This is a genomic window from Rehaibacterium terrae (assembly GCF_014202935.1).
In the GTDB taxonomy this organism is placed as follows: domain Bacteria; phylum Pseudomonadota; class Gammaproteobacteria; order Xanthomonadales; family Xanthomonadaceae; genus Rehaibacterium; species Rehaibacterium terrae.
The window spans coordinates 1-24,295 of record NZ_JACHHX010000005.1 but is presented as its reverse complement, the minus strand read 5'-3'; the positions used below and the strand labels follow the sequence as shown (position 1 = coordinate 24,295).

Sequence of the window (24,295 nt, the reverse complement as noted above, 5' to 3'; positions counted from 1 at the left end):
ATTCACACCCCGGGTGGGCCGGTGAAGATCTGCCAGATCCAGACCACGAATCCGTAGCCCGAGACGATCCCCACCGCCAGCAGCGGGAACAGCACCACAGTCAGGAACACGAACACCCACAGTTCCCGGCGGCGCCGGTTGACGTCAGGCGGCGTGGCGGACACGTCGTCTCCTTCAGCGGAGGACTGGTCGGTGCCGGCGTGGACGGCGACGGGTTTCGAGGATAGCCCCGACACGCATGGCAGGCCAATCTTGCGGCGCAGCAAATCGTACGACCCGTCTCGCGGCATTGGTGGAGAAGAACGCATGCGCCGGCGACGCAGTCGTGTCCATACCCTGGGCGTATCATCCACGCGTGCGTATCGAAGTGGTCGAGGGCGACATCACCCGGCTGACGGTCGACGCGATCGTCAACGCCGCCAACGAGCGGATGCTGGGCGGTGGCGGCGTCGACGGCGCGATCCATCGCGCGGCGGGGCCGGGTTTGCTCGAAGCTTGCCGCGCGGTGCCGGAAGTGCGGCCCGGCGTGCGCTGTCCCACCGGACAGGCACGCATCACCGGCGGCCATCGGCTACCGGCGCGATACGTGATCCACACCGTCGGCCCGGTGTGGCATGGCGGCGCGTCGGGCGAACCCGAGCTGCTCGCCGCCTGCTACCACGAATCGCTGCGGCTGGCCGAGGCGCACGGCATCGGCTCGATCGCGTTCCCGGCGATCAGCTGCGGCGTGTACGGCTATCCGCCCGAGTTGGCCGTGCAGGTCGCGGTGCATGCGGTCCGCGACTGGCTGGCGACGCATGCGCTCCCGGAGCGCGTGCTGTTCTGCTGCTTCGGCGCCGGGATGGCGCAGGTGTATCGCACGGCGCTGCAGGCGCGGTAAGCCCGCCACGGAAGCCGCAGGCAACGCTCTTTGCAGGAACGACCTCGTCGCCTGCCGAGGCTGACGGCTTCAGCAGCGACCGGGGAGGCGAGAAGTGCGTGAAGAGGAATGAGTGAAGAGGAGTGGGAAACGAGGGGATGCGCCGGCGTCTCGAAGCCATGCTCCTCTCTCACTTCTCGCTCCTCTTCACTCACTCCTCCGCTCTCCCGGGTCACGGCAGGAGCCGCTGCGCCGCGGGACAACGGCTCCCGCACCGAAGCGTGGCTTCGTTCGTTCCGTGACACCTGCCGCGAACCGGAAAAACGAACGCCGGCCCGAGGCCGGCGTCCGTCGTTGCAGCGTTGGCTCGGGCGGCGCTTACGCGGCCTTCGTCCACTGGCCCAGGGCGGCCAGGCCGTTTTCCCTGGCGCGCTGGGCGACGGTCTTCTGCGCGGCGGCGTAGTTGCCGGCCATGTCCTTGGCCCACAGCTTCAGCGCGGCCGACTGCATGGCGCGGCCGTAGGAGAAGCTCAGCGGCCACGGGTGCGGCCCCATGCGGTTCATCGCGTCCAGGTGGGCGGTGGCCTCCTCGTCGGACTGGCCGCCGGAGAGGAACACGATGCCCGGCAGCACCGCCGGCACGCTGGACTTCAGGCAGCGCACGGTGGCGGCGGCGACTTCCTCGACGCTGGCCTTCTCGGCGCAGTCCTTGCCCGGCAGCACCATCGAGGCCTTGAGGATGGTGCCCTCGAGCATCACGTCGAAGTCGTACAGGGCGCCGAACAGCGAGCGCAGCACCACCTCGGTGACCTCGTAGCAGGTCTCGATGTCATGGCTGCCGTCCATCAGCACTTCCGGCTCGACCATCGGCACCAGGCCGTTCTCCTGGCACAGCGAGGCGTAGCGCGCCAACGCGTGGCTGTTGGCCTCGATGCAGGTGCCGGTGGGGATGTCGTCGCCGATGTTGATCACCGCGCGCCACTTGGCGAAGCGGGCACCCAGCGCGTAGTACTCCTTGAGGCGGTCGCGCAGGCCGTCCAGGCCCTCGGTCACGACCTCGCCCGGGCACCCGGCCAGCGGGAAGGTGCCCTTGTCGACCTTGATGCCCGGGATGATGCCGTTCTTCATCATCACCTGGGTGAAGGGCACGCCGTCGCGGGTCTTCTGGCGGATGGTCTCGTCGTAGAGGATCGCGCCGGAGATGTGCTCGCCCAGGCCCGGCGTGGTCAGCAGCATCTCGCGGTAGGCGCGGCGGTTTTCCTCGGTGCACTCCAGCCCGACCGCATCGAAGCGCTTGCGGATGGTGTTGGTGGATTCGTCGATGGCGATGATGCCCTTGCCGGGGGCGACCATGGCGCGGGCGGTCTCTTCCAGCTGCTCGATGCTCATGAGGGGATCCGTTGTGCGGTGTGGGAAGGTAAGCCCGGCATTATAGGTCGCTGAGCAGCCGGGGTCATTTCCTCCGTCCGCGGCGCCCCCGGCCGTGACACCGCTCAGAGATCGCCCAGCCCGACCGCCACGCCGCCCTCGCCCACTTCCAGCAGACGCAGCGTGTTGGTGGCGCCCTTGGACTCCATGCTGTCGCCGCTGGTCACCACGACCCGGTCGCCGACCGCCAGCAGACCGAGCGCGAAGAGCTCGCGCACGGCGTTGCCGGCCGCCTCGCGCGAGGACAGGCCGCGGCTGTCGAAGGCCACCGGGTAGACGTCGCGCATCAGCGCCATCTGCCGGCGCGCCGCGGCGTGCCGCGACAGGCCGTAGATCGGCACGTTGGAACGGAAACGCGACAGGTAGCGGGCGGTGCCGCCGGACTCGGTCAGGGCGACGATGCCGCGCACGTCGATGTGCTCGGTCAGGAACATGGTCGCCATCGCGATGGCCTGGTCGGCGCGCGCCAGGCCGCGCGGGGCGGCCTCGAAATCGGTGTCGTGGTCGAACTGGCGCTCGGCGCCGAGGCAGATGCGCACCATCGCCTCCACCGCCTTGACCGGGTAGCTGCCCGAGGCGGTCTCGGCCGACAGCATCACCGCGTCGGTGCCGTCGATCACCGCGTTGGCGACGTCGAGCACCTCGGCCCGGGTCGGGATCGGGTTGTCCACCATCGACTGCAGCATCTGGGTGGCGGTGATCACCACGCGGTTGCGCTCCAGCGCCTCGCGGATGATCTTCTTCTGCAGGCCGGGCAGCTCAGCGTCGCCGATCTCCACCCCCAGGTCGCCGCGCGCCACCATCACCGCGTCGGCGGCGTCGACGATCTCGCGCAGGTTCGCGATCGCCTCGGCGCGCTCGATCTTGGCCACCAGGTGCGGCCGGCCGCCGGCCTCGGCGGCGAGGCGGCGGGTTTCGTGGATGTCCTCGGCCGAGCGGCAGAAGGAGACGGCGAGAAAGTCCACCTCCAGCCCCACCGCGACGCGGATGTGTTCGCGGTCGGCATCGGTGAGCGCGCCCAGCGACAGGCCGCCACCGAGGCGGTTGAGGCCCTTGCGGTCGGACAGCACGCCGTCGGTGAGCACGGTGGTGCGGATGGTGTCGCCCTCGACCGCCTCCACCCGCAGCGCGACCAGGCCATCGTCGAGCAGCAGGGTGTCGCCTGCGCGCACGTCGTCGACCAGACCAAGGTAGCTCACGCCGACGCTGCGCGTATCGCCGGGCGGCGCGTCGGCACGGCAGACCAGGTCGAAACGTTGGCCGGCACGGAGCTCGGCACGGCCGGTGGCGAACTTCTCGATGCGGATCTTCGGTCCCTGCAGGTCGGCCAGCACGCCGACTTCCAGGCCGAGCTTCCCGGCGGCCTCACGGACGCTGCGCACGCGCGCGGCGTGCTGCTCGGACGTGCCGTGGGAGAAGTTCAGGCGCACGACGTTCACGCCGGCGCGGAGCAGCTCTTCGATGCGGCCCGGCGTGTCGGTGGCGGGGCCGAGGGTGGCGAGGATCTTGGTGCGGCGCAAAGGGGCTGTCATGGCATGTCCCGTGTTCAACCCGGACACGCTAGCACGACGCCGCGACGCGACGCACCGCGCTGCATTCGTATGCCGGCATGGCGAGCGGCACGGAAAAGGCCGCCCGGAGGCGGCCCTGTCCTTTGCCGGGACGCCGTGGCGGAGGCCACGGCCCGGGGCTCAGCCCTTCAGTCGCGCGGCAATGGCGCTGCCGAGGTCGCCGGGCGACTTGACCGTGGTGACCCCGGCCTTCTCCAGCGCGGCGAACTTGCCTTCCGCCGTGCCCTTGCCGCCGGAGGCGATCGCGCCGGCATGGCCCATGCGCTTGCCCGGAGGCGCCGAGGCGCCGGCGATGAAGCCGACCACCGGCTTGGTGACGTGCTCGGCGATGAACTCGGCGGCCTCTTCCTCGGCGCTGCCGCCGATCTCGCCGACCAGGATGATGCCCTCGGTCTGCGGATCGTCCTGGAACAGGCGCAGGGCGTCGATGAAGTTCATGCCCTGGATCGGGTCGCCGCCGATGCCGATGCAGGTCGACTGGCCCAGGCCCGCATCGGTGGTCTGCTTGACGGCTTCGTAAGTCAGCGTGCCCGAGCGCGAGACGATGCCGACCTTGCCCGGCTGGTGGATGTGGCCCGGCATGATGCCGATCTTGCACTCGCCCGGGGTGATGATGCCCGGGCAGTTCGGGCCGATCAGGGTCACGTCGCCATAGCCGGCCAGGGTGTTCTTGACCCGCAGCATGTCCAGCACCGGGATGCCCTCGGTGATGCAGACGATCACGTGGATGCCGGCGTCGGCGGCCTCGAGGATCGCGTCGGCGGCGAACGGCGGCGGCACGTAGATGACCGAGGCGTCGGCGCCGGTCTCGGCGACCGCATCGACGACGGTGTTGAACACCGGCAGGCCGATGTGCTGCGTGCCGCCCTTGCCGGGGGTGACGCCGCCGACGACCTTGGTGCCGTATTCGAGCATCTGCTCGGCGTGGAAGGTGCCCTGCTGGCCGGTGAAGCCCTGGACGATGACCTTCGTGTTCTTGTTGACCAATACGCTCATTGGGATTTCCTGGTTTTCGTGGCCCGGATGGAGCGAAAGCGGAATCCGGGGCAATCGCGTGGCATGTCGCTCCCGGATCCTGGCGCCATGCGCCTGCATCCGGCCACGTCGGGCTGGCTTGTGTCAGGCGGCCGCGGCGACGGCCTTCTTCGCACCGTCGTTGATGTCGTCGGCGGGCTGGATGGCCAGGCCGGAGTTCTTGAGGATCTCCTTGCCCTTCTCCACGTTGGTGCCTTCCAGGCGCACGATCACCGGCACCTTCACGCCCACTTCCTTGACCGCCGCGACGATGCCCTCGGCGATCATGTCGCAGCGGACGATGCCGCCGAAGATGTTGACGAAGATCGCCTTCACCTTGTCGCTGGACAGGATCAGCTTGAACGCCTCGGTGACGCGTTCCTTGGTGGCGCCGCCGCCGACGTCGAGGAAGTTGGCCGGCTCGCCGCCGTGGAGCTTGATGACGTCCATGGTCGCCATCGCCAGTCCCGCGCCGTTGACCATGCAGCCGATGGTGCCGTCCATGGTCACGTAATTGAGGTTGTGCTGGCTGGCCAGCACCTCGGTCTCGTCCTCCTGGCGGATGTCGCGCATCGCCACCAGCCTGGGCTGGCGGAAGTCGGCGTTGTCGTCGGAGTTGATCTTGCCGTCGAGGGCGACCAGATCACCGCTCTTGACGATGGCCAGCGGGTTGAGCTCGACCAGCGAGAGGTCGCGCTCGTTGAACAGCCTGAACAGACCCAGCATGATCTTGGTCAGCTGGTTGACCTGCTTGGGGTTCAGGCCCATCGCGAAGCCGACCTGGCGGCACTGGTAGGGCTGCAGGCCCTGCACGTAGTTGACCGTGACGACGTGGATGGCGTCGGGATTCTCCTCGGCCACCTTCTCGATCTCGACGCCGCCCTCGGCGGAGACGATGAAGGTGATGGCCTTGGCGGAACGGTCCACCAGCACCGACAGGTACAGCTCCTTGGCGATGTCGTTGGCCTCGGTGACCAGCACCGTGTCCACCGGCAGCGCGCGGCCGGCCGTCTGGTAGGTTTCCATCCGGGTGCCGAGCATGGCGCCGGCGGCCTCCTTCACCGCGTCCAGCGACTTGCACAGCTTGACGCCGCCGGCCTTGCCGCGGCCGCCGGCATGGATCTGCGCCTTGACCACCCAGAAGTCGCCGCCGAGGGCCTTGGCGGCATCGACCGCCTCCTCGGCAGTGCGGGCGATGCGCCCGGCGGGGACGGGAATGCCGTATTCGGCAAACAGTTCCTTGGCCTGATACTCGTGAAAGTTCATGCGACACCTGATGACAGGGGGGGACGGCGCGGAACACGCGCCGGAGCGGGCCGCCGGGACCGCGGGGGCCGGGGCAGGCCGCGTATTTTGGCGGATGGGGGGCCGTGAAGCAAAAAAGACCGGAGCGGCGGTGCAGGGACGCCGGAAACCGGGGAGGGCCTGCCCGGCCCGCGCCGCCCTATACTGCCCCCAGCCCCAGGAGGAGCCTCGTGGCCGAGCGCAGGTATCGATCCAACGATGTCGGCAACGGCGGCGACCACAGCGGCGAGTCCGCCCTCCGCCGCGAGCTGTATTTCTTCACCCTCTACCGCATCCTCGAGGCCGGCATCCTCGCCTTCCTCGCCTTCAGCCCGTTCGGCGCCGCCTTCACCGAGCTGCGCCACCCGCTGCTGGCGCAGACCGCCGCCGTCGTCTACCTGCTGCTGTCCAGCGCCCTGCTGCTGGCCGGGCGTGTGCCGCGCTTCGACCTGCGCCGGCAGGTGATGGCCGGCCTCGGCCTGGACCTGGTCGCGGCCGCCATCGCGCTCAACAGCCTGACCGGACTGGAAGCCGGGGTGTCGCTGCTGCTGCTGTTCAACATCGGCGCCGGCGCGCTGCTGCTGCCGCTGCGCGCCGGGCTGGGCTTCGCGGTCGCCGCCGCCGCGATGGTCATGGGCGAGTACGTGCTCTCCGGCTTTCAGCAGACCAACGCCCGCCCGGCAGCCGAGCCGGTGATGTTCGCGGTCACCTACCTGGCCACCGCCGTCTTCACCCACCTGCTCGGCCGGCAGATGCGCGCCACCCAGGAACTGGCCGAGCAGCGCGGCGCCGAAGTGGCCAACCTCGCCGAGATCAACGAACTGATCATCCGCCGCATGCGCACCGGCCTGCTGGTGGTGGACGGCGACAACCAGGTGCGCCTGTTCAACGAGGCCGCCTGGCACCTGCTCGGCAGCCCGAGCCCGGACAAGCGCCGGCTCGGCGACATCGCGCCCGAGCTGTCACGCCGGCTGTGGCACTGGCAGCACGACAAACCGGTGAGCATGGAGCCGGTGGCGCTGGCCGAGGACGTGCCCGAGGTGATCCCGCGCTTCACCCGCCTGTCGGCCAGCGAGGATCTGGTATTGATCTTCCTGGAGGACACCACGCTGTACTCGCGCCGCGCCGAGGAGCTCACCCTGACCACGCTGGGCCGTCTCTCGGCCAGCATCGCCCACGAGATCCGCAATCCGCTGGCCGCCATCAGCTACGCGGCCCAGCTGCTGGAGGAATGCGAGTCGCTGCCCGAACCGGACCGCCGGCTGGTCGAGATCATCAACGCCCAATGCCAGCGGATGAACGGCATCATCCAGAACGTGCTCAGCATCGCCCGCCGCGAGCGCGCCCAGCCCGAGGCGCTGGACCTGCCGCCCTGGCTGCGCCGTTTCGCCGACGACTACCGCATCAGCCATCCGCTGGAGAACGACGAGATCGCCGTGGTCTGCGCGCAGCCGCGCATCCACGCCATGGTCGACCCGAGCCATCTGCAGCAGGTGCTCACCATCCTGGTCCACAACGCGCTGACCTACGGGCGGCTGCCCGGCGAGGCGGCCAGGGTCACCCTGGCGGTGCGCGCCGACGAGCGCGGCGTGCCGATCGTCGAGGTGATCGACCGCGGCCCCGGCATCCCGCCCAAGGTGGCCGAGGCGATCTTCGATCCGTTCTTCACCACCAACCCCCACGGCACCGGACTCGGGCTGTACATCGCCCGCCAGCTGTGCGAGGCCAACCAGGCCATACTCAGCCACCACGGCGTGCCCGGCAGCGGCAGCTGTTTCCGCATCACCCTGCCGCGCGTGCACGTGCTGGTCGGATCCGCCAGCGCGGACTGAGAGCATGCTCTGCCAGCACTGCCCGCTCCGCCCCCGAGAGTCGTTCCCTGCTGCTAAGGATCCTGCCTGGCGCCCTTCCTCGGGCTCACAGTGGCGGCAGTCCTTGAACCGTCGCCTGGGCGTACCGTTGCGGCCGCGGGCAGCGGTCAGCACTCGGTCCCCGCCGCGGCAACGATGCGGCCGTCGAGCATCTGCACCCGGCGCTGGGCGAAAGCGGCATGCCGGCTGTCGTGGGTGACCATGCAGATGGTCGTGCCGGCGCGGTGCAGTTCGCCCAGCAGCTGCATCACCGCCTCGCCGTTTTCCGAATCCAGGTTGCCGGTCGGCTCGTCGGCCAGCAGCAGCGAGGGCTCTCCGACCAAGGCGCGCGCGATCGCCACGCGCTGCTGCTGGCCGCCGGAGAGCTGCGCCGGATAGTGCCGGGTGCGATGCGCCATGCCGACCCGCTCCAGCACCTGCTGCGCGCGTTGGCGACGCTCGCTGCGCCCCAGGCCACGGCGGTAGCTCAGCGGCAGTTCGACGTTCTCCAGCACGGACAGGTCGGCGATGAGATTGAAGGACTGAAAGATGAACCCGATCTCGCGATTGCGCAGCCGTGCGCGTTCGGCCGCCGCCAGCTCGTTCACCGGAACGCCGTTGAGCCGATACTGACCGCTGCTCGGCACGTCCAGCAGGCCGAGCACCGAGAGCAGGGTCGATTTGCCGCAGCCCGACGGCCCGGCGATGGCGACGAACTCGCCCCGGCCGATCGAAAGATCGACCCCGCGCAGGGCATGCGTCTCCAGATCCTCGGTGAAGAACACCTTGCCGACCTGCTTAAGCTGCAGCAGCGGCCCGGCGTTCGCCGGGGTCGGGACATCACTCGATACGGATGCGCTCATGTTCATTCCATGGGGTGGTATCGGACAGCAGTACCCGGTCGCCGGCCTCGAGCCCGGCCAGCACCTCGATCTTGCCGAGCGAGGCGCGCCCCAGGCGCACCCGCACGCGCTCGGCGATGCCGCGCGCCTCATCGACCCGGAACAGCGGCACCTCCGCGCCTTCCTGGCCATAGGCCGGCCGCCCCACGTACAGCACATCGCTCAGGCGCTCGATCTCGATCACCCCATCGACCGACAAATCCGGACGGGCGCCTGACGGCAAGGGGGCTTCGAAGGCGACATCGACCTGGACCGCCCCGTTGCTCACCGCCGGGTCGATGCGCAGGATGCGGCCCTCGACCTCGGTGCCGCGCAGATCGATTCGCACCCGTTGATCCAGTGCCACCTCGCCGATCTGGGTCTCCGGCACCCGCAGCACCGCGATCAGTTGATCCGGCCGCGACACCCGCAGCAGGTTGCTGCCGGCGCTCACCTGCTGACCTTCCTCCACCGCGATCTGCTGCAGCACGCCGTCGATGCCGGCACGCACCTGGAGCGCCGCCACCTGCTGCCGGCGCAGCTCGGCGGTGCCGGCGGTCTGCTGCAACCGCGCCCGCTCCGCCTCGAGCTGCGCCCGCAGCGTGCGCTCGAAGTTGGCGATGCGCTGCCGCTCCAGCTCGACCCGCCGCTGCCACTGCTCGGCAGCCAGCGCGCTGCGTTGCGCCTGGATGCGCGACAGGATGCCGCTTTCGGCGAGTTGCCGCTCGGCCTCGGCCTGCAGCCGCGCCGATTCATACTCGCTCTGGGCCCGTTCCAGCTCGGCGCGATGATCGATGAGCTGGGCGCCCAAGCTGATCTCGCGGGCGACCAGCTCGGCCTCGGCCGCCTTGAGCGCGGCTTCCGCTGCCAGCTGTTGCTCGATCAGCTCGGGATTGACCAGCTCCAGCACCACGGTGTCGGCACTCACCCGCGCGCCGGGACGGACCAGGATCCGCTCCACCCTGCCTGCGGTCTCGGCCGCGATCCAGCGCAGTTCGCGCGGCTGCAGCGATCCCGGGGCGCGCACCTCGCGCACCAGCTCGCCGCGCTGCACGGTGTCGAGCCAGGCCTCGGCCCGGGGAACGCGCGGCATGGCCGGCTGCATCCCGGCCACGATCATGACCAGCAGCAGCAGCACGGCCCCGGCCACGCCGAGTTGCAGGCGACGACGAAGGCGGGCTTTGCGTTGCAGATCGGGGCGCTGGATGTCCATGACTTTAAGTTCGTAGTGCCTGAAGGGACGGCAAACCTGCAGGCGTCGCCGTCCGTGACGGCAGCGCGGACCCGAAAGTTTGACAAAAAAAAGTCAGCTTGCGCGCCGCCCGCCGAGGGCAAGCGGTGGCGTCACGGGGCTGGCTTGGGCACTGCCGTCGAATCCAATCACAACGATCAAAGGAAGGTCAGGCACGAATCGGCGACTATTGCTGCGTCGGAAATTTCTGCTACTTCCGGCCGGCCGAGCAGGAACGCTGACCCACCCCGGCCCGCCATGACCGCCGGGGGCCGGATCCCGGCCCCCGGCTTGGCTCGACGCCGCGGCCATGGATAATCCCGTGCCGGATCGAGTCGCCCCCCGTAACTCCTTCCAACGCTGCCACGACACCCGACACGCGATGCGCCAGACCCACACCCTGTACGCCCGCCTCGTTCTCGTCCTGCTTCTCGGCCTGCTCGGCCTGCCCCTTGCCCATGCCGCGGAACCCTGGCGGGTCCCGATGGATTGGGGCAATGCGCTGATCGCCGCCACGGACAGCCACTCCTCCATCAGTCCCGATGGCCGCCGTGCGATCGCCGCCCCGACCGTACTCGTCTATGCCGGCGACGGCCGGCTGCTGAGCGCCCATGGCAAGCCGATCCAGGACCTGTTCGCCGAAGCGCCGCCGCTGTCCGACCTGCTCGGCGAGCGTGGCATCGAGGTGCGGGACTACTCGCGCCCGAAGCTGCTGGCACAGATCGAGGCGCTGACCGGAAACAGGCCCGAATTGGACGAGGGCAGGCCGACCGTGGTGCTGCTCTACCCTCCCATGGCCAAAGCCTTCTGCCCCCCCTGCGCCACCGCCGCGGCGCGGATGGCCGAGCGGCTGCAGGCGTTTGAGGTCGAGGCCGAAATTCTCGAAGTCGAGCTGGAATACGGATCCTGAGCCGGCAGCCCCAGGCGACATCCATCCCATCCCTGATGCGACGCCCCCTTGCGCTTCGGCTGGCCGGCCTGAGCACCCGGCTGTGCTTCGTGCTCGGCCTGCTCGGGCTGGTCCTGGCCGCGGCCCTGCAGCAGGCGATCCAGCGCCCGGTGCCGCCCGGCACCAACCCGCCCAGCGCACTGGCGGCGCTGGAGATCCGGTGGCGCCCACCCTCACCGCTGCAGAACGACGGCCGCTCCCGCGCCCTGCTGGATGCCCTGTTCCAGGACAATCCGCTGGCCGCGCGCGCCATCGGCAGCGTCGGCGCGCGGATCGACCTCCGCCACGGCGAGCACGCCGTGTCCCAGGCCCTCGCCGCACTGGTCAGCGGCCCCTACTTCCAGCTCTTGGGGGTGCGGCCACAGGTCGGCGAGCTGTTTCAGGCGCCGGACTTCGGCACTACCCGCGCAGCGCGGCGCGAGATCGTGCTCAGCCATGCGCTCTGGCAACGGCTCGGCGCGCCGCCGATCGGCAGCACGCTGATCTCCGACGGCTTCGCCCGCGGCACGGACCGTGCTGCGCTGAACCTGCGACTGATCGGCGTCACCGCCCCCGGCTTCGTCGGCGCCCGGCTCGGCGTCGAGGAGCAAGCCTGGCTGGCATGGCCGGACTGGCCCGACATCCTGCTGCCGGCCGACCAGGAGGCCAGCCATGCGCTGTCACGGGCCCAGAGCTTCGTGGCGATCGCCGTCGGCGACGACACCCTGACGGCGCTCCAGGACCGGCTCAATGCCGATGCGGCGCGGCGCGGCCTGTGGCATGCCCGTCAGGGACTGGTGCAGCTGGCCCACGGCGCCAGTCTGGACCCGCGCGCACGGCAACGGCTCAGTGCCATGGTGGCCGCGCTGCAGCTGGGCAGCAGCCTGCTGGCGGTGCTGGTGGTCTGCGCCTATCTGCTCGATCGCTGGCTGCACTGGTCACGGCGGCGCCCGGAACTGGCGCTGCGGCGCTGTCTGGGCGAATCGCCCGCCTTCACCCTGCGGCGCGTCCTGGTGGAAGGCGGCCGCGAGCTGACGCTCTGGGTGGCGATCACGGCCGCCGCCGCCGCCCTGTTGCTGGCGCGCAGCGACCTGTGGCTGGGCTCCCTGCTGCAGGACGCCGGGCTCACCCCGGCCCTGCTGCTGCACTCGCTGCTCAAGCAGGGCGGAATCGTGCTGCTCCTGCTGCTGGTCCTGCTGCTGCTGCCGCTTTTGGGAGCGCCCTCGCTGTGGCGCCGGGACCTGCCCCGCAACCGGCTGCCCGGCAGCGAGCGGCGCCTGCGCGCGCTGGTGATCGTGGCGGCGCTGCTGCTGATCGCGCAAATCATGGCGGCTGCGCTGGCCGGTCATTGGCAGATCAGCCACTGGGCCCGGGTCGGCCTGGGCTTCGATCTCGGTGAGGCCCAGATCCTGGAGTACCGGACCGAATCGAATCGTGCCGGTCTGGAACGCCGCCTGTCCCAGCAAAGCGCCGACACCGAGATCGCGGCGCTACTGGCGGCCTTGTCGCCCGGCATCAATCCGGACCAGGTGGTGTTGGCCTCGTCCTCGCCCCTGAGTGTCGGCCGCATCATCAACCTGGAGCGCGGCAACGCGCCGGACGCCCTCAGCCGAGGTCTGCATCCGGTCGTGTTGAACGCCGTCTCCGACAACTACTTCCGCCGCCTGGGCATCCGTCTGCTGCATGGCCACGGCTTCCAGACCCAGGCCGACCGCGATGATGGCGTGATCGTCAACCGCAGCCAGGCGCGGCAACTGTTCGGGCGCGAACAGGTCGTGGGCGAGCGCATCACGCTGGCCGATGCCAGCTTTCCCGGCGTGTCCAAATCGTTCCGCATCCTTGGGGTCGTTGACGACGCGCATTACCTGGATCCGCGGCATGGCCCGATTCCGGTGGTCTATCTGCCCTTGCAGCGGGTGAGCGATCTGATGGCCGTGATGGTCTTCGGCGCCGGCCAGGCCGAGCTCGGGCAACGGCTGACGGCCGCGCTGCAAACGGTGGCGCCGGACTGGCAGATCCGCCCCCAGGGCGGCCTGCGCTCGGAACTGGAACGGGCACTGTCCGAGCAGCGCCTGCGCCGGCAGGCGCTGTATGCGGTGCTGCTGCTGGCGCTGCCCCTGGCGGCGCTGGTGCTGCTCAACGCCGGCTCGCACCTGCTGCTCGAATACCGTCGCGACATCGCGGTGATGCGGGCACTCGGCGCCGGCCGCCTGCGCATCGTCCGCGACCTGGCCCGACGCCACCTGGGCCGCAGCCTGCTGCTGGCCCCCGTGCTGGCCGCCGCACTGATCCCGCCCCTGCTGGGCCGGCTCTGGCCTGACCTGCCCTGGCCGCAACTGCTGGGCATCACGACCATCGCCGCAGCGATCGTCATGGGGTTCGCACTGCTGTTGCTGGCGCTGCTGGCGACCAGCCTGGACGACCACGAGCTGACGCTGGCGTTGAAGGCCGACGCCTGAAGCGACAGCCGCATGGTGCATCGTGGACGAAGTGGGGCTGGGCTCGACCCCTGGCCTGCTGCGACCCGGCAGCGTTCGAATCGCTGCCGGCTGGGAGCGGAGCGAAGGTGCAGGCCGGGGTCGCACCGCACTCGGGGCGGCATGCGCCGGCATGTCTTGGCCGCCTGCATGGCTTGAGCTAAGGTGAGCGGCGGTCCCTCCTTTCCGGAACGGCATGGGCAATCTGCGCAGCGCACTGGTCGTGGACGATGAGCGGGACATCCGCGAACTGCTCGTGCTCACGCTGGGCCGCATGGGCCTTCGGGTCGACACCGCCGCCGATCTCGCCAGTGCCCGTGCGCTGCTCGCCCAGGATCGTTACGACCTGTGCCTGACCGACATGCGCCTGCCCGACGGCAACGGCCAGGAACTGGTCGAGCACATCGCCGGCCGCTACCCGGACACGCCGGTGGCGATGATCACCGCCTTCGGCAGCGTCGAGGCCGCGGTGAGCGCGCTCAAGGCCGGCGCCTTCGATTTCGTCACCAAGCCGGTCGACCTGGCCGTGCTGCGCCGGCTGGTTCAGCACGCCCTGCAGCTCAACGAGCAGCGCCGCGTGGCCGCGCCATCGGCGCAGCGGCTGATCGGCGACTCGCCGGTCATGCAGCAGCTGCGCCTGACCATCGCCAAGCTCGCCCGCAGCCAGGCGCCGATCTACATCAGCGGCGAATCCGGCGTCGGCAAGGAGCTGGTGGCCCGGCTGATCCACGAGCAGGGCCCGCGCGCCGGCGGCCCCTTCGTTCCGGTGAACTGCGGCGCGATCCCCACCGAACTGATGGAGAGCGAGTTCTTCGGCCACAAGAAGGGCAGCTTCACCGGCGCCCATGCCGACAGCGGGGGGCTGTTCCAGGCCGCGCAGGGGGGCACCCTGTTCCTCGACGAGGTCGCCGAACTGCCGCTGCACATGCAGGTCAAGCTGCTGCGCGTGATCCAGGAGAAATCGGTGCGCCCGGTCGGGGCCGCGACCGAGGTGCCGGTGGACGTGCGCATCCTCTCGGCCACCCACAAGAACCTCGCCGCGCTGGTCGAGCAGGGCAAGTTCCGCCACGACCTGTACTACCGCATCAACGTCATCGAGCTGCCGGTGCCGCCACTGCGCCGCCGCGGCGAGGACATCCCGGCCCTGGCCGGACACATCCTGCGCCGGCTGACCGAGGCGCTCGGCCAGGCCGTGCCCACGCTGAGCGACGACGCCCTCGACGCGCTGCGCCGCTATCCCTTCCCCGGCAACGTGCGCGAACTGGAGAACATCCTCGAACGCGCCGTGGCTCTGTGCGACGGCAATCGCATCACCGCCGCCGACCTGCACCTGCCGGAAACGCCGCCGCAGCCCGGCGGCGAGCAGGGCGGGCCGGTCGCCGCCCCGCGTCCGGTGGTCGAACCGGCGAGGCTGCCGGCCGACAGCGCCCCGCTACCGGACGCGCTGGAACAGATCGAGCGCGAGGCGATCATCAAGGCGCTCGAAGCCAACCGCTACAACAAGACCAAGACCGCCGCGCACCTGGGCATCACCTTCCGCGCGCTGCGCTACAAGCTCAAGAAGCTGGACATCGACTGAGAGCCTGTGAAAAAAATCGCCCGCCTACTGCGACCGCCTCCGGCCGCCCGTGGCGGCGGCCCGCCACGTGAAATTCTGAGTCATTGGGTTCACCCAACTCCCCAGAATTTCACGCAGCGGACCTTGCCACGAACGCCCGGCGACGGTCTCGCGACGGCGGGCGAATTTTTCACAGGCTCCGAGCCCGCGCCGCGGCTTTCTCCGCAGCAGCGGCTTCAGTCGCGACCGGATACCCGCGAACGGCAACAGCGTTCGGCCGCGGACAAGACTTTGACCTGGCTCCATCCGCGCTTGTCCGCACAGATCCGTGGCTGAATCTCCGCTGCTGCATTCCGGTCGCGGCTTGCGCCGTCAGCCTGCCGCCCAGACACGCAGGAAATGGCGGATGCCGTCGAAGTTGCGCGTGCGCGGCACGTAGTCACCGTAGCGCGTCTCCAGCAGTGTCACAGCGTCGGCGTCGCCCAGCCCCAGCGCACCGAGCTGGGCGATCACCAGCATCTGTTCGCGCACCTCCACCGGCAGCCGCGCGTCGCGCGACTCCAGCACCGCCACCGCGGCATCGAACATCGCCGCCGGTGCGCGCCGGGCGGCGGCGGACCAGGCGGCCATCAGTTCGCCGATCAGGCGCGGCTGACCTTCCGCCAGCCAGCGTGGTTCGACCCAACTGGCGGCATGATCGGCCGCCGGCAGCAGCCCGAGCGTGAGCTTGGCGATGGCAGCCGCATCCGCGCTCCATGCCCCGAGCCCGTCCTCGTCCAGCGGCCGCGCCGACTGCGCAAGCAGGCGCTGGACCGTCTGCGCCTGCAGCGGCAGGCGTTCGCGCAGCCAACCGCTGGTCTCGCCGCCTTCCAGGATCGCGGTGACCTCGGCGGCGATGCGATGCGCATAGGCGAAACGGCTCGGCTCGACCTGGCTCACGCCTTCGGCGCGTGCCGGCGGCACCCGACCATCGAGCAGGTCCAGCACCGGCAGGCCGTTGTCCACCAGGTACTGCAGGAATTCCGAACGGCTGCCGAGGAAGCGCGTGCGCGGCGCGTCCAGCGCCACCACCGGATGGAAGTCCGAATGCCCGGCGCCGCCCATCAGCCGCGAGAAGGTCGCCAGCACGCGTGGCCCGCCGATCCGTCGCAGGCGATAGTCGGCCTCGCCGGCCAGCCCGACCCGCGCCAGCTCCTCGCGCAAGGGCGCATGGTCGAGCCGCCCGAGGTCGAGCGCCGCCACGCCGCCGTCGCGCCGGGCGACCAGCAGCAGATCGTAGTCGTTGGTCAGGTAGACCTCGGCCTGCGGAAAGCGCGTGAGCAGCGCCGTCACCATCCGCGCCAGCAGCGCATCGTCGATCTCGTACGACTGCAACCACTGCACCAGCACGCCCTGTTCGGCCAGATGCCGGTGAAGCAGCGCGTAGAACTCCTCGGTGAACAGGTGCGCGACCCCGCTCACCCACGGGTTGGAGGGCTCGGAGACGATGGCGTCGTAGCGCCGCCGTCCGGCGACGAAATGCGTGCGGGCGTCGTCGATGCGCAGCACCGAACGCGGATCGTCGTAGGCCCGCGCGACCCGTGCGCCGAACACGCGCGCGCCCTCCACCATCGCCCGCTCGATCTCGATCGATTCGACACGCACGGGCAAGGGGCTGCCCAGCAGGGTGTGCGTGGTCAGACCCGAACCCCAGCCGATCACCGCCACCTCGCGCGGCGCCGGATGCAGGGCCAGCGGCAGCGCGCCGGCCATCAGCATGGTGATCTCGTCCGGCATCGGCGCGTCCTCCAGCCGCAGCATCAGGCTGGCATCGGGCTTGCCGTTGGTGGCGATCATCGCCGCGCCGGAAGGGTACACCGCCACCGCCACCGTCGCGGTCTTGCCGTCGCGCAGGTAGGCCACCCGCGCCTCGGCGTCGGCGCGCGCCTGGCCGGTGCGGAACACGCCCGACAACTGCGCCAGCGGGTCGGGACGGCCGAGCGTGAAGGCGATGGCGAGCGCGGCCAGGACCGCCAGCGTCGGGCGCAGCAGCCGCACGGGGCCGGCGATGCGCAGCAGCACCAGCCCCAGCCCCGCGTCCACCAGCGCCGCCAAGACCAGCGCGCCATGCAGGCCAAGCCACGGCACCAGCAGGTGCACGCAGGCGAACACACCGACGATCGCGCCCAGCGTATTGGCCGCGTACACCCGCCCGATCGCCGCTTCGCCGATGCCGCGGCGCAGCAGCGCCAGGGTGAACAACGGCAGGGTCATGCCGGCGAAAAACGCCGCCGGGAACATCACCGCCAGCGCGATCGCCGCGCTGCCGAGGTTGAACAGCGCATAGCCACCGTCATCGCGCGGCAGCGCGCCGACCAGCCAGCCGACCCAGACGAAGCTCTGCGCGAATACCGGTGTGGACAGCAAGGCCGCCACGCCCATCGCCACCTGCGCGATGCCCGCATAACGCAATGCATCGGCGATCCGTCCGCCGTGGCCGCGCACCCACCACGCCCCGCAGGCCAGGCCGAGGATGAACGCGGCCAGCATCAATTCGAACGCGTGCAGCGTGGTGCCCAGCGCCTGATGCAGCAGGCGCACCCAGACGATCTCGTAGACGAACGAGGCGGCACCGGAGAGGGCGGTGGCCCACAGCACCAGCCGCGAAAGCGCTGCCGCCGACGGCTGCCCATTTGCCGCCGGCGAAGGGGCGAGGGGACGGGGTCCGGAGCGCGCACTGTCCGCATCGCCGTCTGGATCGCACTGGTCACGGCTTGCGCCGCCCCCGCGCGTAGCGGCGCGGCGCAGCGACCATGCCAGCAGCGCCGCGCCCGCCGCGACAGCGAGGTTCAGCCCGCCGGCGACCTGCACCGCGCCGGGCATGCCGATCCGCGGCAACAACACAAAGGTCGCCGCCAGCGCGCCCAGCGCCGCGCCCAGGCTGTTGGCGAAATACAGGCCGCCCAGCACCCGTCCGGCCTGCGCCGGCGCCAGCCGCAACCAGCCGGCACTGAGCAGCGGGAAAGTCGCGCCGAGCAGCACGCACTGCGGCAGGATCAGCGCCGTCGCGCTGAGCCACTGCCAGGCCGTCACCCCACCGCCGGACAGCGCCGGCAGCACGGTGTGCTGCGAGAACGCGGTGTAGCCCAGAAACAGCGGATGGAAGCCCAGCCCGGCGACGCCGATGACCGCCTCGACCACCGCATAGGCCAGCACCAGATCGCGCCAGCGCCCGCCCCAGCGGCTGGCCAGCCAGGCGCCCAGCGCCATGCCGCCCATGAAGATCGCCAGCACCAGTGTCTGCGCATGGGCGGCGTGGCCCAGCGTCAGCCCCAGGTAGTGCGACCAGATCGACTGGTAGATCAGCCCGGCGACGCCGGAGACGACGAACAGTCCCAGCAGGGCCGGGCCGGCGCCGGCCCGCGTCATGCCCGTTCCGTGTGAGGAGACCGGCGCAGCATACCCGTCACCGCCTCCGGCCCCCGCAGGCGCGCGGCAGGCCGCGACCGGACAAGCCAAGGCATTGCCGCTCGCGGCTCACGCCGCGCCTGCCGCACTCAGCCGCGCGCCTCGAGGGCGGCGACCGCGGGCAGCTTCTTGCCCTCGCAGAATTCGAGGAAGGCGCCGCCGCCGGTGGAGATGTAGGAGATGCCGTCGGCCACGCCGTACTTGTCCACCGCCGCCAGGGTGTCGCCACCGCCGGCGATGGAGAACGCGCCGGATTCGGCGATGGCATGCGCCAGCGTCTCGGTGCCCTTGCCGAAGGCGTCGAACTCGAACACGCCGACCGGGCCGTTCCACACCACGGTGCCGGCGGCGCGGATCATCTGCGCATAGCGCTGCGCGGTCTGCGGGCCGATGTCGAGGATCAGGTCGTCGGGGCCGACCTCCTCGACCTGCTTCACCGTCGCCGGCGCGCTGGCGCTGAATTCCGGCGCCACCACCACGTCGGACGGGATCGGGATGTCGGCGCCGCGCGCCCGGGCGTCGGCCAGGATCTGCCGCGCGGTCTCGACCAGGTCGGCCTCGTACAGCGACTTGCCGACCGGATGACCGGCCGCGGCGATGAAGGTGTTGGCGATGCCGCCGCCGACGATCAGCTGGTCCACCTTCGACAGCAGGCTCGACAGCAGCTCCAGCTTGGTCGAGACCTTGGCCCCACCGACGATCGCGATCAGCGGCCGCGCCGGGTTCTCAAGCGCCTTGGCCAGCGCGTCCAGTTCGGCCATCAGCAGCGGGCCGCCACAGGCGATGGCGGCGAAGCGGATCACGCCATGGGTGGATGCCTGCGCGCGATGCGCGGTGCCGAAGGCGTCCATCACGAACACGTCGCACAGCGCGGCGTACTTCCGCGCCAGCGCTTCGTCGTCCTTGCCCTCGCCGACGTTCATGCGGCAGTTCTCCAGCAGCACGAGCTGGCCGGGCGCCACCTCCACGCCGTCGAGGTAATCGCGCAGCAGCGGCACCTCGCGGCCGAGCAGCTCGCCCAGCCGCCGCGCCACCGGCGCCAGCGAGTCCTCGGCGCTCCACTGGCCCTCCTTCGGCCGCCCCAGGTGCGACATCACCATCACCGCCGCGCCCTGCTCCAGCGCGGCCTTCAGCGTCGGGATCGAGGCGAGGATGCGCTGGTCGGACGTCACCCGGCCGTCCTTCACCGGCACGTTCAGGTCCTGGCGGATCAGCACGCGCTTGCCGGAAAGGTCGAGGTCGGTCATGCGGAGGATGCTCATCACGGACTCCTGCGGCGGATGCGGTGGGAAGGGAGGCCGCGCATTGTCCGGGTACACCACGCCGCTTTCAAATCCGACGGCGACACGCATGCGGCGGTGACCTCAAGCGGCGCCGGCGATCCGGTTGCGGCCCTCGCGCTTGGCCCGGTACAGCGCCTGGTCGGCGGCGGCGATCAGCGCTTCGGCTCCCCTCTCGTCGCCGGGCCCCCGGCTGGCATAGCCGACGCTCACCGTGACCCGACCGGACGGCGAGTCAGGATGCGGCATCGCCGCCGTCTCGACGGCACGGCGGACCTGCTCCGCCACCCGCGCGGCGGCGGCGCTGTCACGGTCCGGCAACAGCAGCACGAACTCCTCGCCGCCGCTGCGGCCGAGCTCGGCGCGCTCGCGCCGGGCGAGGTCGCGCAGGATCGCCGCCACCGCCCGCAGGCACTGGTCGCCCTCGGGGTGGCCGAGGCTGTCGTTGTAGAACTTGAAGTAGTCGATATCGATCACCAGCGCCGCCAGCGGCATGCCGCGCTCCAGCGCCTGTGCCCACAGGCGGTCCAGCGCCAGCCGGTAGCCGCGGTAGTTGCCGACCCCGGTCAGGGCATCGGTCAGGCTGTCCTCGCGCAGCGCGTCCACGGCGAGCCGCAGCTCCTCGGTGCGGCGGGCGATTTCCTGCTCGCGCTCGGCGACGACCCGCTCCAGCTGCTCGCGCAGCCGCTTCTGCACCGCCAGCGCCTGATTGACGTCGCGGAAGGCGCGGCCGAGCCGGTCGATCAGGTGATTGAAGGCTTCGGCCAGCTCGGCCAGCTCGCGCGGCGCGCCGGCCAGCCGGATCGGCTGCGGGTCGGCGTGGAAGGCGAACAGCCGCAGGCGGGCGATCACTTCGCGCAGCGGATCGACGAAGCGCCGCGCCACCCGCGCCGACACCCACCACACCGCCACCACGGCGAGCAGCGCCGGTAGCAGCAGTTTGAACAGATCGAGCAGCAGTTCGCCGCGCAGCCTCGCCTCCGGCACGATCACGGCGATGCGCCAGCCCAGGGGCGTGACCGTCGCCACCAGCAGCCCGCTGGCACCATCCGCGTACAGGCCGGCGAGACGGTGCAGGGTCCGCCCGTCGGCCTGCTCCAGCACGGTTCGCAGACGGTCCGGCGGCAGGCGGTCCAGCGGCGCGAACGGCAGTCCGGCGCTGGCATGCACCACCTGGCCGGCGCCATCGAGCAGCAACAGCGCGAGGTCGCCGCGCGCCATCAGCCCGGTACGGATCCGCACCACGTCGTCGCTGAGCATGGAGCCCTCGACGACACCGGCCATGCGGCCCTCGGCATCGAACAGCGGCGCGCTGACCGCGACGATCGGCTCGTTGCCATGTCCGCGCCCGCGAAACACATCGGAGACGTACGGGCGACCGTGGCGCATCGGCTCGCTGAAGTAGGCGCGGTCGGCCACGTTCTGCCGCGAACCTGCAGGCAGCGCCGGCACGCTGGCCAGCACATCGCCGCGGGCGTCGGCCACCAGCATCGTCACGAAGGCCGGGAAGCGCGTCCGCACCTCGCCGAGGTAGCGCGGCCAGTCCGACTCCACCGGCGCCAGGGCCCCCAGCACCGCCACCGCCGCCAGATGATGCTGCAGCGTGTCGTCGACATGCTCGGCGCTCAGTTCGGCGACCATCGCCAGGGTCCCGGCCATGGCGGCCAACCGCAGCTGGTAGTGGGTCCACAGCAGGTGGACGCCGGAAAGCAGGACCGCCAGCAGGCCGATCAGCAAGAGGCCGCGACGGGCCCGCGCGGCCAGCGAGGCCGTGAGCCTGGTTGCACCGGCCTCGCCCCCGCTCACGGTTTCGCCTCTGCCATACGACCTCCCCTGCGATGCCGGACTCCCGGAAAGGACCACCGGAAACCGGACGCATGGTCGCCGCGATACACCGCGTACCCGCGTCCTGGATGGTTCGCCCGGAATTGATGCGTGTCAAGGCGCCCGGCCAAGGCCGCCGCCAGACTGCGCCCCATGAACACGATTCCGCCCTTCGACGCCGAGCTGCTGCGCCGCTATGACCGGCCCGGCCCGCGCTACACCTCCTACCCGACCGCGCCGCAGTTCGGACTGGATTTCGGCGAGGCCGAGTTCCGCACCTGCGCCCAGCGCAGCAACGAGGACCCGATCCCGCGCCGGCTCTCGCTGTACCTGCACATCCCCTACTGCCACAGCCCGTGCTTCTACTGCGGCTGCAACCGCGTGATCACCCGCGACACCGCCAAGGGCGAGGCCTACCTGCTGCGGCTGCTGCGCGAGGTCGAGCGCGTCGCGCCGCTGTTCGACCGCGACCGCGACGTGATCCAGCTGCACCTGGGCGGCGGCACGCCCAATTTCCTCAGCCCCGGCCAGCTCGGCGACCTGATGCACTGTCTGGCGCGGCAGTTCCACCTGTCCGGCTCCGCGCAGCGCGATTTCTCGATCGAGCTGGATCCGCGCCATGTCGATGCCGACGGCATCGCCGCGCTGGCGAAGCTCGGCTTCAACCGCGCCAGCCTCGGCGTGCAGGATTTCGACCCCGAGGTTCAGAAAGCGGTCAACCGCATCCAGAGCGTCGAGGAAACCCAGGCGGTGGTGGACGCCTGCCGCGCGCATGGCTTCCGCTCGGTCAACATCGACCTGATCTACGGCCTGCCCAAGCAGACCCGCGAGGGCTTCGCCCGCACCCTGGACACCGTCATCGCCATGCGTCCGGACCGTCTGGCGGTGTACAGCTACGCGCACCTGCCCGAGCTGTTCAAGCCGCAGCGGCAGATCGACGCCGAGCTGCTGCCCTCGCCCGAGGACAAGCTCGGCCTGCTGCAGCTCGCGATCGAGAAGCTTTCGGCTGCCGGCTACCGCTACATCGGCATGGACCACTTCGCGCTGCCCGAGGACGACCTGTCGATCGCCCAGCAACGTGGCGGCCTGCAACGCAACTTCATGGGCTACACCACCCATGCCGACACCGACCTGATCGGCATGGGCGTGAGCGCGATCAGCGCCATCGGCGACTGCTTCAGCCAGAACCACCGCGACCTGCCAAGCTGGGAGGCCGCGCTCGACGCCGGCCACCTGCCGGTCTGGCGTGGCCTGCGGCTGAACTCCGACGATCTGCTGCGCGCCGACGTGATCCAGCAGCTGATGTGCCAGGGGCGCATCGACAAGGCGCTGACCGAGGATCGCCACAACATCGATTTCAATATCTATTTCGCCGAAGCCCTGGCCCAGCTCGAACCGCTGGTGGCCGACGGCCTGGTCGCGATCGGTCCGCGCTACATCGACGCCACCTCGCGCGGCCGCCTGCTGCTGCGTATCATCGCGATGTGTTTCGACAGGTACCTGCAGCGGCCGCAGGCACAGCCCGCCCGCTATTCCCGGGCGATCTGAGCCGGCGCCCCACGGCCGAGCGATGAACGAACTCAAGCGACCCGCGCCCGCTCGCGTGAACCCGCGCGTGAGCCCGCGCCCGAACCCGATCGCCGACGACGGCGACGAGTTCCGCTTCTGCAGCACCTGCGCGTTCTCGGCGGTGTGCCTGGCGCAGGGCTACGACAAGAGCGCCCTGCGCGAGCTGCACTGCCTGGTCGAACACGTCGGCCCGTTCCACGACGGCGAGCACGTGTTCCGCGAGGGCGAGCCGTTCAACGCGATCGCGGCCGTGCGCGCCGGCACGGTCAAGACCTACGTCACCGATCCGGCCGGCCGCGAGCAGGTGCTGGGCTTCTTCCTGCCCGGCGAGGTGATCGGCCTGAACGCCATCCACCAGGCCAAGTACCCCTGCAACGCGGTGGCGCTGGACACGGTCACGCTCTGCCGCTTCTCGTTCCCGATGATGGCGACGCTGGCCCAGCGCATGCCCGGCCTGCAGACCCTGCTGTTCCGCCTGCTCAGCCAGGACATCGGCAAGGCCGCCCTGCTGGCCGGCGACTACAGCGCCGACGAGCGCATGGCCGCGTTCCTGATCACCTTCTCGCGCCGCTACGCCGTGCGCGGCTTCTCGCCGACCCGTTTCGCGCTGACCATGGCGCGCACCGACATCGCCAACTACCTGCGGCTGGCGGCCGAGACGGTCAGCCGCGTGTTCCGCCGTTTCCAGGACGAAGGCCTGATCCGCGTCGATCGGCGCGAGGTCGAGATCCTCGACCTGGCCGCGCTGGAAGAACGCGCCCGCTGCGTGCTGCGCGAATAGCCTCTGCGGCGTGCGGGTTTGTCGCGACCTGCCGGCGCTGCGCGTCGGGTGTTCCGTGCGTCTGCGGCTTCATCTGGCTGGCCTTTCAGGCGGGAGTTCCGCCTGCCTGCGGGTTTGTCGCGATTTGGCCGGCGCTGCGCGCCGGGGTTTCGTGCGCTTGCGGCTTCTCGCGATCTGGCCGGCGCTACGCGCCGGATGTTCCGTCCGCCTGCCGGCGGCCGGGTCACTTTCTCTTGCTTGCCCAAGAGAAAGTGACCAAAGAGAAGGGCACCCCAGGTGCTCGCGCCCTCCGAACATCCTGTTCGGAGGGTTC

Annotated in this window: 17 protein-coding genes; 7 read left to right on the top strand and 10 right to left on the bottom strand. The window is 70.4% G+C overall.

What is annotated here, in order from left to right:
* Positions 1–2: 2 nt before the first annotated feature.
* Complete coding sequence (gene napE, locus HNQ58_RS13330; protein WP_343057185.1) at positions 3–164, bottom strand: periplasmic nitrate reductase, NapE protein; 162 nt, start codon at positions 162–164, stop codon at positions 3–5.
* Positions 165–355: 191 nt separating this feature from the next.
* Between napE and HNQ58_RS04575 the strand changes: the two genes are divergently transcribed.
* Entirely contained in the window at positions 356–880 is a 525-nt protein-coding gene (locus tag HNQ58_RS04575; protein ID WP_183947619.1) for an O-acetyl-ADP-ribose deacetylase, read from the top strand.
* A gap of 357 nt (positions 881–1,237) precedes the next feature.
* Here HNQ58_RS04575 and HNQ58_RS04570 read toward each other — a convergent pair whose 3' ends face one another.
* From HNQ58_RS04570 to sucC, 4 genes are all read right to left on the bottom strand, one after another.
* Positions 1,238–2,248, bottom strand: a complete 1,011-nt coding sequence (locus HNQ58_RS04570) for a class I fructose-bisphosphate aldolase (RefSeq protein WP_183947618.1) — start codon at positions 2,246–2,248, stop codon at positions 1,238–1,240.
* A gap of 104 nt (positions 2,249–2,352) precedes the next feature.
* Positions 2,353–3,819 (bottom strand): pyruvate kinase, encoded by a 1,467-nt coding sequence (gene pyk / locus HNQ58_RS04565; RefSeq protein ID WP_183947617.1) that lies wholly within the window; start codon positions 3,817–3,819, stop codon positions 2,353–2,355.
* 159 nt (positions 3,820–3,978) lie between these two features.
* On the bottom strand, positions 3,979–4,854 hold the full coding sequence (gene sucD / locus HNQ58_RS04560) for a succinate--CoA ligase subunit alpha (protein ID WP_183947616.1): 876 nt from the start codon (positions 4,852–4,854) through the stop codon (positions 3,979–3,981).
* A gap of 123 nt (positions 4,855–4,977) precedes the next feature.
* Entirely contained in the window at positions 4,978–6,138 is a 1,161-nt protein-coding gene (gene sucC / locus HNQ58_RS04555; protein ID WP_183947615.1) for an ADP-forming succinate--CoA ligase subunit beta, read from the bottom strand.
* Positions 6,139–6,347: 209 nt separating this feature from the next.
* Between sucC and HNQ58_RS04550 the strand changes: the two genes are divergently transcribed.
* Positions 6,348–7,988 carry an ATP-binding protein gene (locus HNQ58_RS04550; protein WP_183947614.1) on the top strand — a complete coding sequence of 547 codons (1,641 nt, stop codon included), beginning with the start codon at positions 6,348–6,350 and terminating at the stop codon, positions 7,986–7,988.
* Positions 7,989–8,134: 146 nt separating this feature from the next.
* Here HNQ58_RS04550 and HNQ58_RS04545 read toward each other — a convergent pair whose 3' ends face one another.
* Together HNQ58_RS04545 and HNQ58_RS04540 are read right to left on the bottom strand one after the other, a co-directional pair.
* A complete protein-coding gene (locus tag HNQ58_RS04545; protein ID WP_183947613.1) occupies positions 8,135–8,869 on the bottom strand; it encodes an ABC transporter ATP-binding protein in 735 nt (244 codons plus the stop codon).
* Entirely contained in the window at positions 8,847–10,100 is a 1,254-nt protein-coding gene (locus tag HNQ58_RS04540) for an efflux RND transporter periplasmic adaptor subunit (RefSeq protein ID WP_183947612.1), read from the bottom strand. Before HNQ58_RS04540 ends, HNQ58_RS04545 begins: the two co-directional genes overlap by 23 nt.
* 400 nt (positions 10,101–10,500) lie before the next feature.
* Between HNQ58_RS04540 and HNQ58_RS04535 the strand changes: the two genes are divergently transcribed.
* The 3 genes from HNQ58_RS04535 to HNQ58_RS04525 all read left to right on the top strand — a co-directional run bounded on the left by HNQ58_RS04535 (position 10,501) and on the right by HNQ58_RS04525 (position 15,102).
* Positions 10,501–11,028, top strand: a complete 528-nt coding sequence (locus HNQ58_RS04535) for a hypothetical protein (protein ID WP_183947611.1) — start codon at positions 10,501–10,503, stop codon at positions 11,026–11,028.
* Between the two features lie 35 nt (positions 11,029–11,063).
* The gene (locus HNQ58_RS04530; protein ID WP_183947610.1) at positions 11,064–13,505 is read left to right on the top strand and encodes an ABC transporter permease; all 2,442 of its coding nucleotides are present in this window, start codon (positions 11,064–11,066) and stop codon (positions 13,503–13,505) included.
* 214 nt (positions 13,506–13,719) lie between these two features.
* Positions 13,720–15,102 carry a sigma-54-dependent transcriptional regulator gene (locus tag HNQ58_RS04525; protein ID WP_183947609.1) on the top strand — a complete coding sequence of 461 codons (1,383 nt, stop codon included), beginning with the start codon at positions 13,720–13,722 and terminating at the stop codon, positions 15,100–15,102.
* Positions 15,103–15,453: 351 nt separating this feature from the next.
* Here HNQ58_RS04525 and HNQ58_RS04520 read toward each other — a convergent pair whose 3' ends face one another.
* From HNQ58_RS04520 to HNQ58_RS04510, 3 genes are all read right to left on the bottom strand, one after another.
* Positions 15,454–18,489 (bottom strand): fused MFS/spermidine synthase, encoded by a 3,036-nt coding sequence (locus tag HNQ58_RS04520; protein ID WP_183947608.1) that lies wholly within the window; start codon positions 18,487–18,489, stop codon positions 15,454–15,456.
* A 128-nt stretch (positions 18,490–18,617) separates the two neighbouring features.
* The gene (locus HNQ58_RS04515) at positions 18,618–19,790 is read right to left on the bottom strand and encodes a phosphoglycerate kinase (protein ID WP_183947607.1); all 1,173 of its coding nucleotides are present in this window, start codon (positions 19,788–19,790) and stop codon (positions 18,618–18,620) included.
* A 102-nt stretch (positions 19,791–19,892) separates the two neighbouring features.
* On the bottom strand, positions 19,893–21,614 hold the full coding sequence (locus tag HNQ58_RS04510; protein ID WP_183947606.1) for a diguanylate cyclase: 1,722 nt from the start codon (positions 21,612–21,614) through the stop codon (positions 19,893–19,895).
* A gap of 171 nt (positions 21,615–21,785) precedes the next feature.
* Between HNQ58_RS04510 and hemN the strand changes: the two genes are divergently transcribed.
* On the top strand, positions 21,786–23,180 hold the full coding sequence (gene hemN / locus HNQ58_RS04505; RefSeq protein WP_183947605.1) for an oxygen-independent coproporphyrinogen III oxidase: 1,395 nt from the start codon (positions 21,786–21,788) through the stop codon (positions 23,178–23,180).
* A gap of 22 nt (positions 23,181–23,202) precedes the next feature.
* On the top strand, positions 23,203–23,982 hold the full coding sequence (locus HNQ58_RS04500; RefSeq protein WP_183947604.1) for a helix-turn-helix domain-containing protein: 780 nt from the start codon (positions 23,203–23,205) through the stop codon (positions 23,980–23,982).
* Positions 23,983–24,295: the final 313 nt, after the last annotated feature.

Coding starts and splice junctions, on each gene's coding strand:
- HNQ58_RS04535 (WP_183947611.1), top strand. CDS start 10,501: ATGCGCCAGACCCACACCCTGTACGCCCGCCTCGTTCTCGTCCTGCTT.
- sucD (WP_183947616.1), bottom strand. CDS start 4,854: ATGAGCGTATTGGTCAACAAGAACACGAAGGTCATCGTCCAGGGCTTC.
- HNQ58_RS04515 (WP_183947607.1), bottom strand. CDS start 19,790: ATGAGCATCCTCCGCATGACCGACCTCGACCTTTCCGGCAAGCGCGTG.
- HNQ58_RS04570 (WP_183947618.1), bottom strand. CDS start 2,248: ATGAGCATCGAGCAGCTGGAAGAGACCGCCCGCGCCATGGTCGCCCCC.
- HNQ58_RS04530 (WP_183947610.1), top strand. CDS start 11,064: ATGCGACGCCCCCTTGCGCTTCGGCTGGCCGGCCTGAGCACCCGGCTG.
- HNQ58_RS04540 (WP_183947612.1), bottom strand. CDS start 10,100: ATGGACATCCAGCGCCCCGATCTGCAACGCAAAGCCCGCCTTCGTCGT.
- HNQ58_RS04525 (WP_183947609.1), top strand. CDS start 13,720: ATGGGCAATCTGCGCAGCGCACTGGTCGTGGACGATGAGCGGGACATC.
- HNQ58_RS04545 (WP_183947613.1), bottom strand. CDS start 8,869: ATGAGCGCATCCGTATCGAGTGATGTCCCGACCCCGGCGAACGCCGGG.
- HNQ58_RS04520 (WP_183947608.1), bottom strand. CDS start 18,489: ATGACGCGGGCCGGCGCCGGCCCGGCCCTGCTGGGACTGTTCGTCGTC.
- HNQ58_RS04500 (WP_183947604.1), top strand. CDS start 23,203: ATGAACGAACTCAAGCGACCCGCGCCCGCTCGCGTGAACCCGCGCGTG.
- sucC (WP_183947615.1), bottom strand. CDS start 6,138: ATGAACTTTCACGAGTATCAGGCCAAGGAACTGTTTGCCGAATACGGC.
- pyk (WP_183947617.1), bottom strand. CDS start 3,819: ATGACAGCCCCTTTGCGCCGCACCAAGATCCTCGCCACCCTCGGCCCC.
- hemN (WP_183947605.1), top strand. CDS start 21,786: ATGAACACGATTCCGCCCTTCGACGCCGAGCTGCTGCGCCGCTATGAC.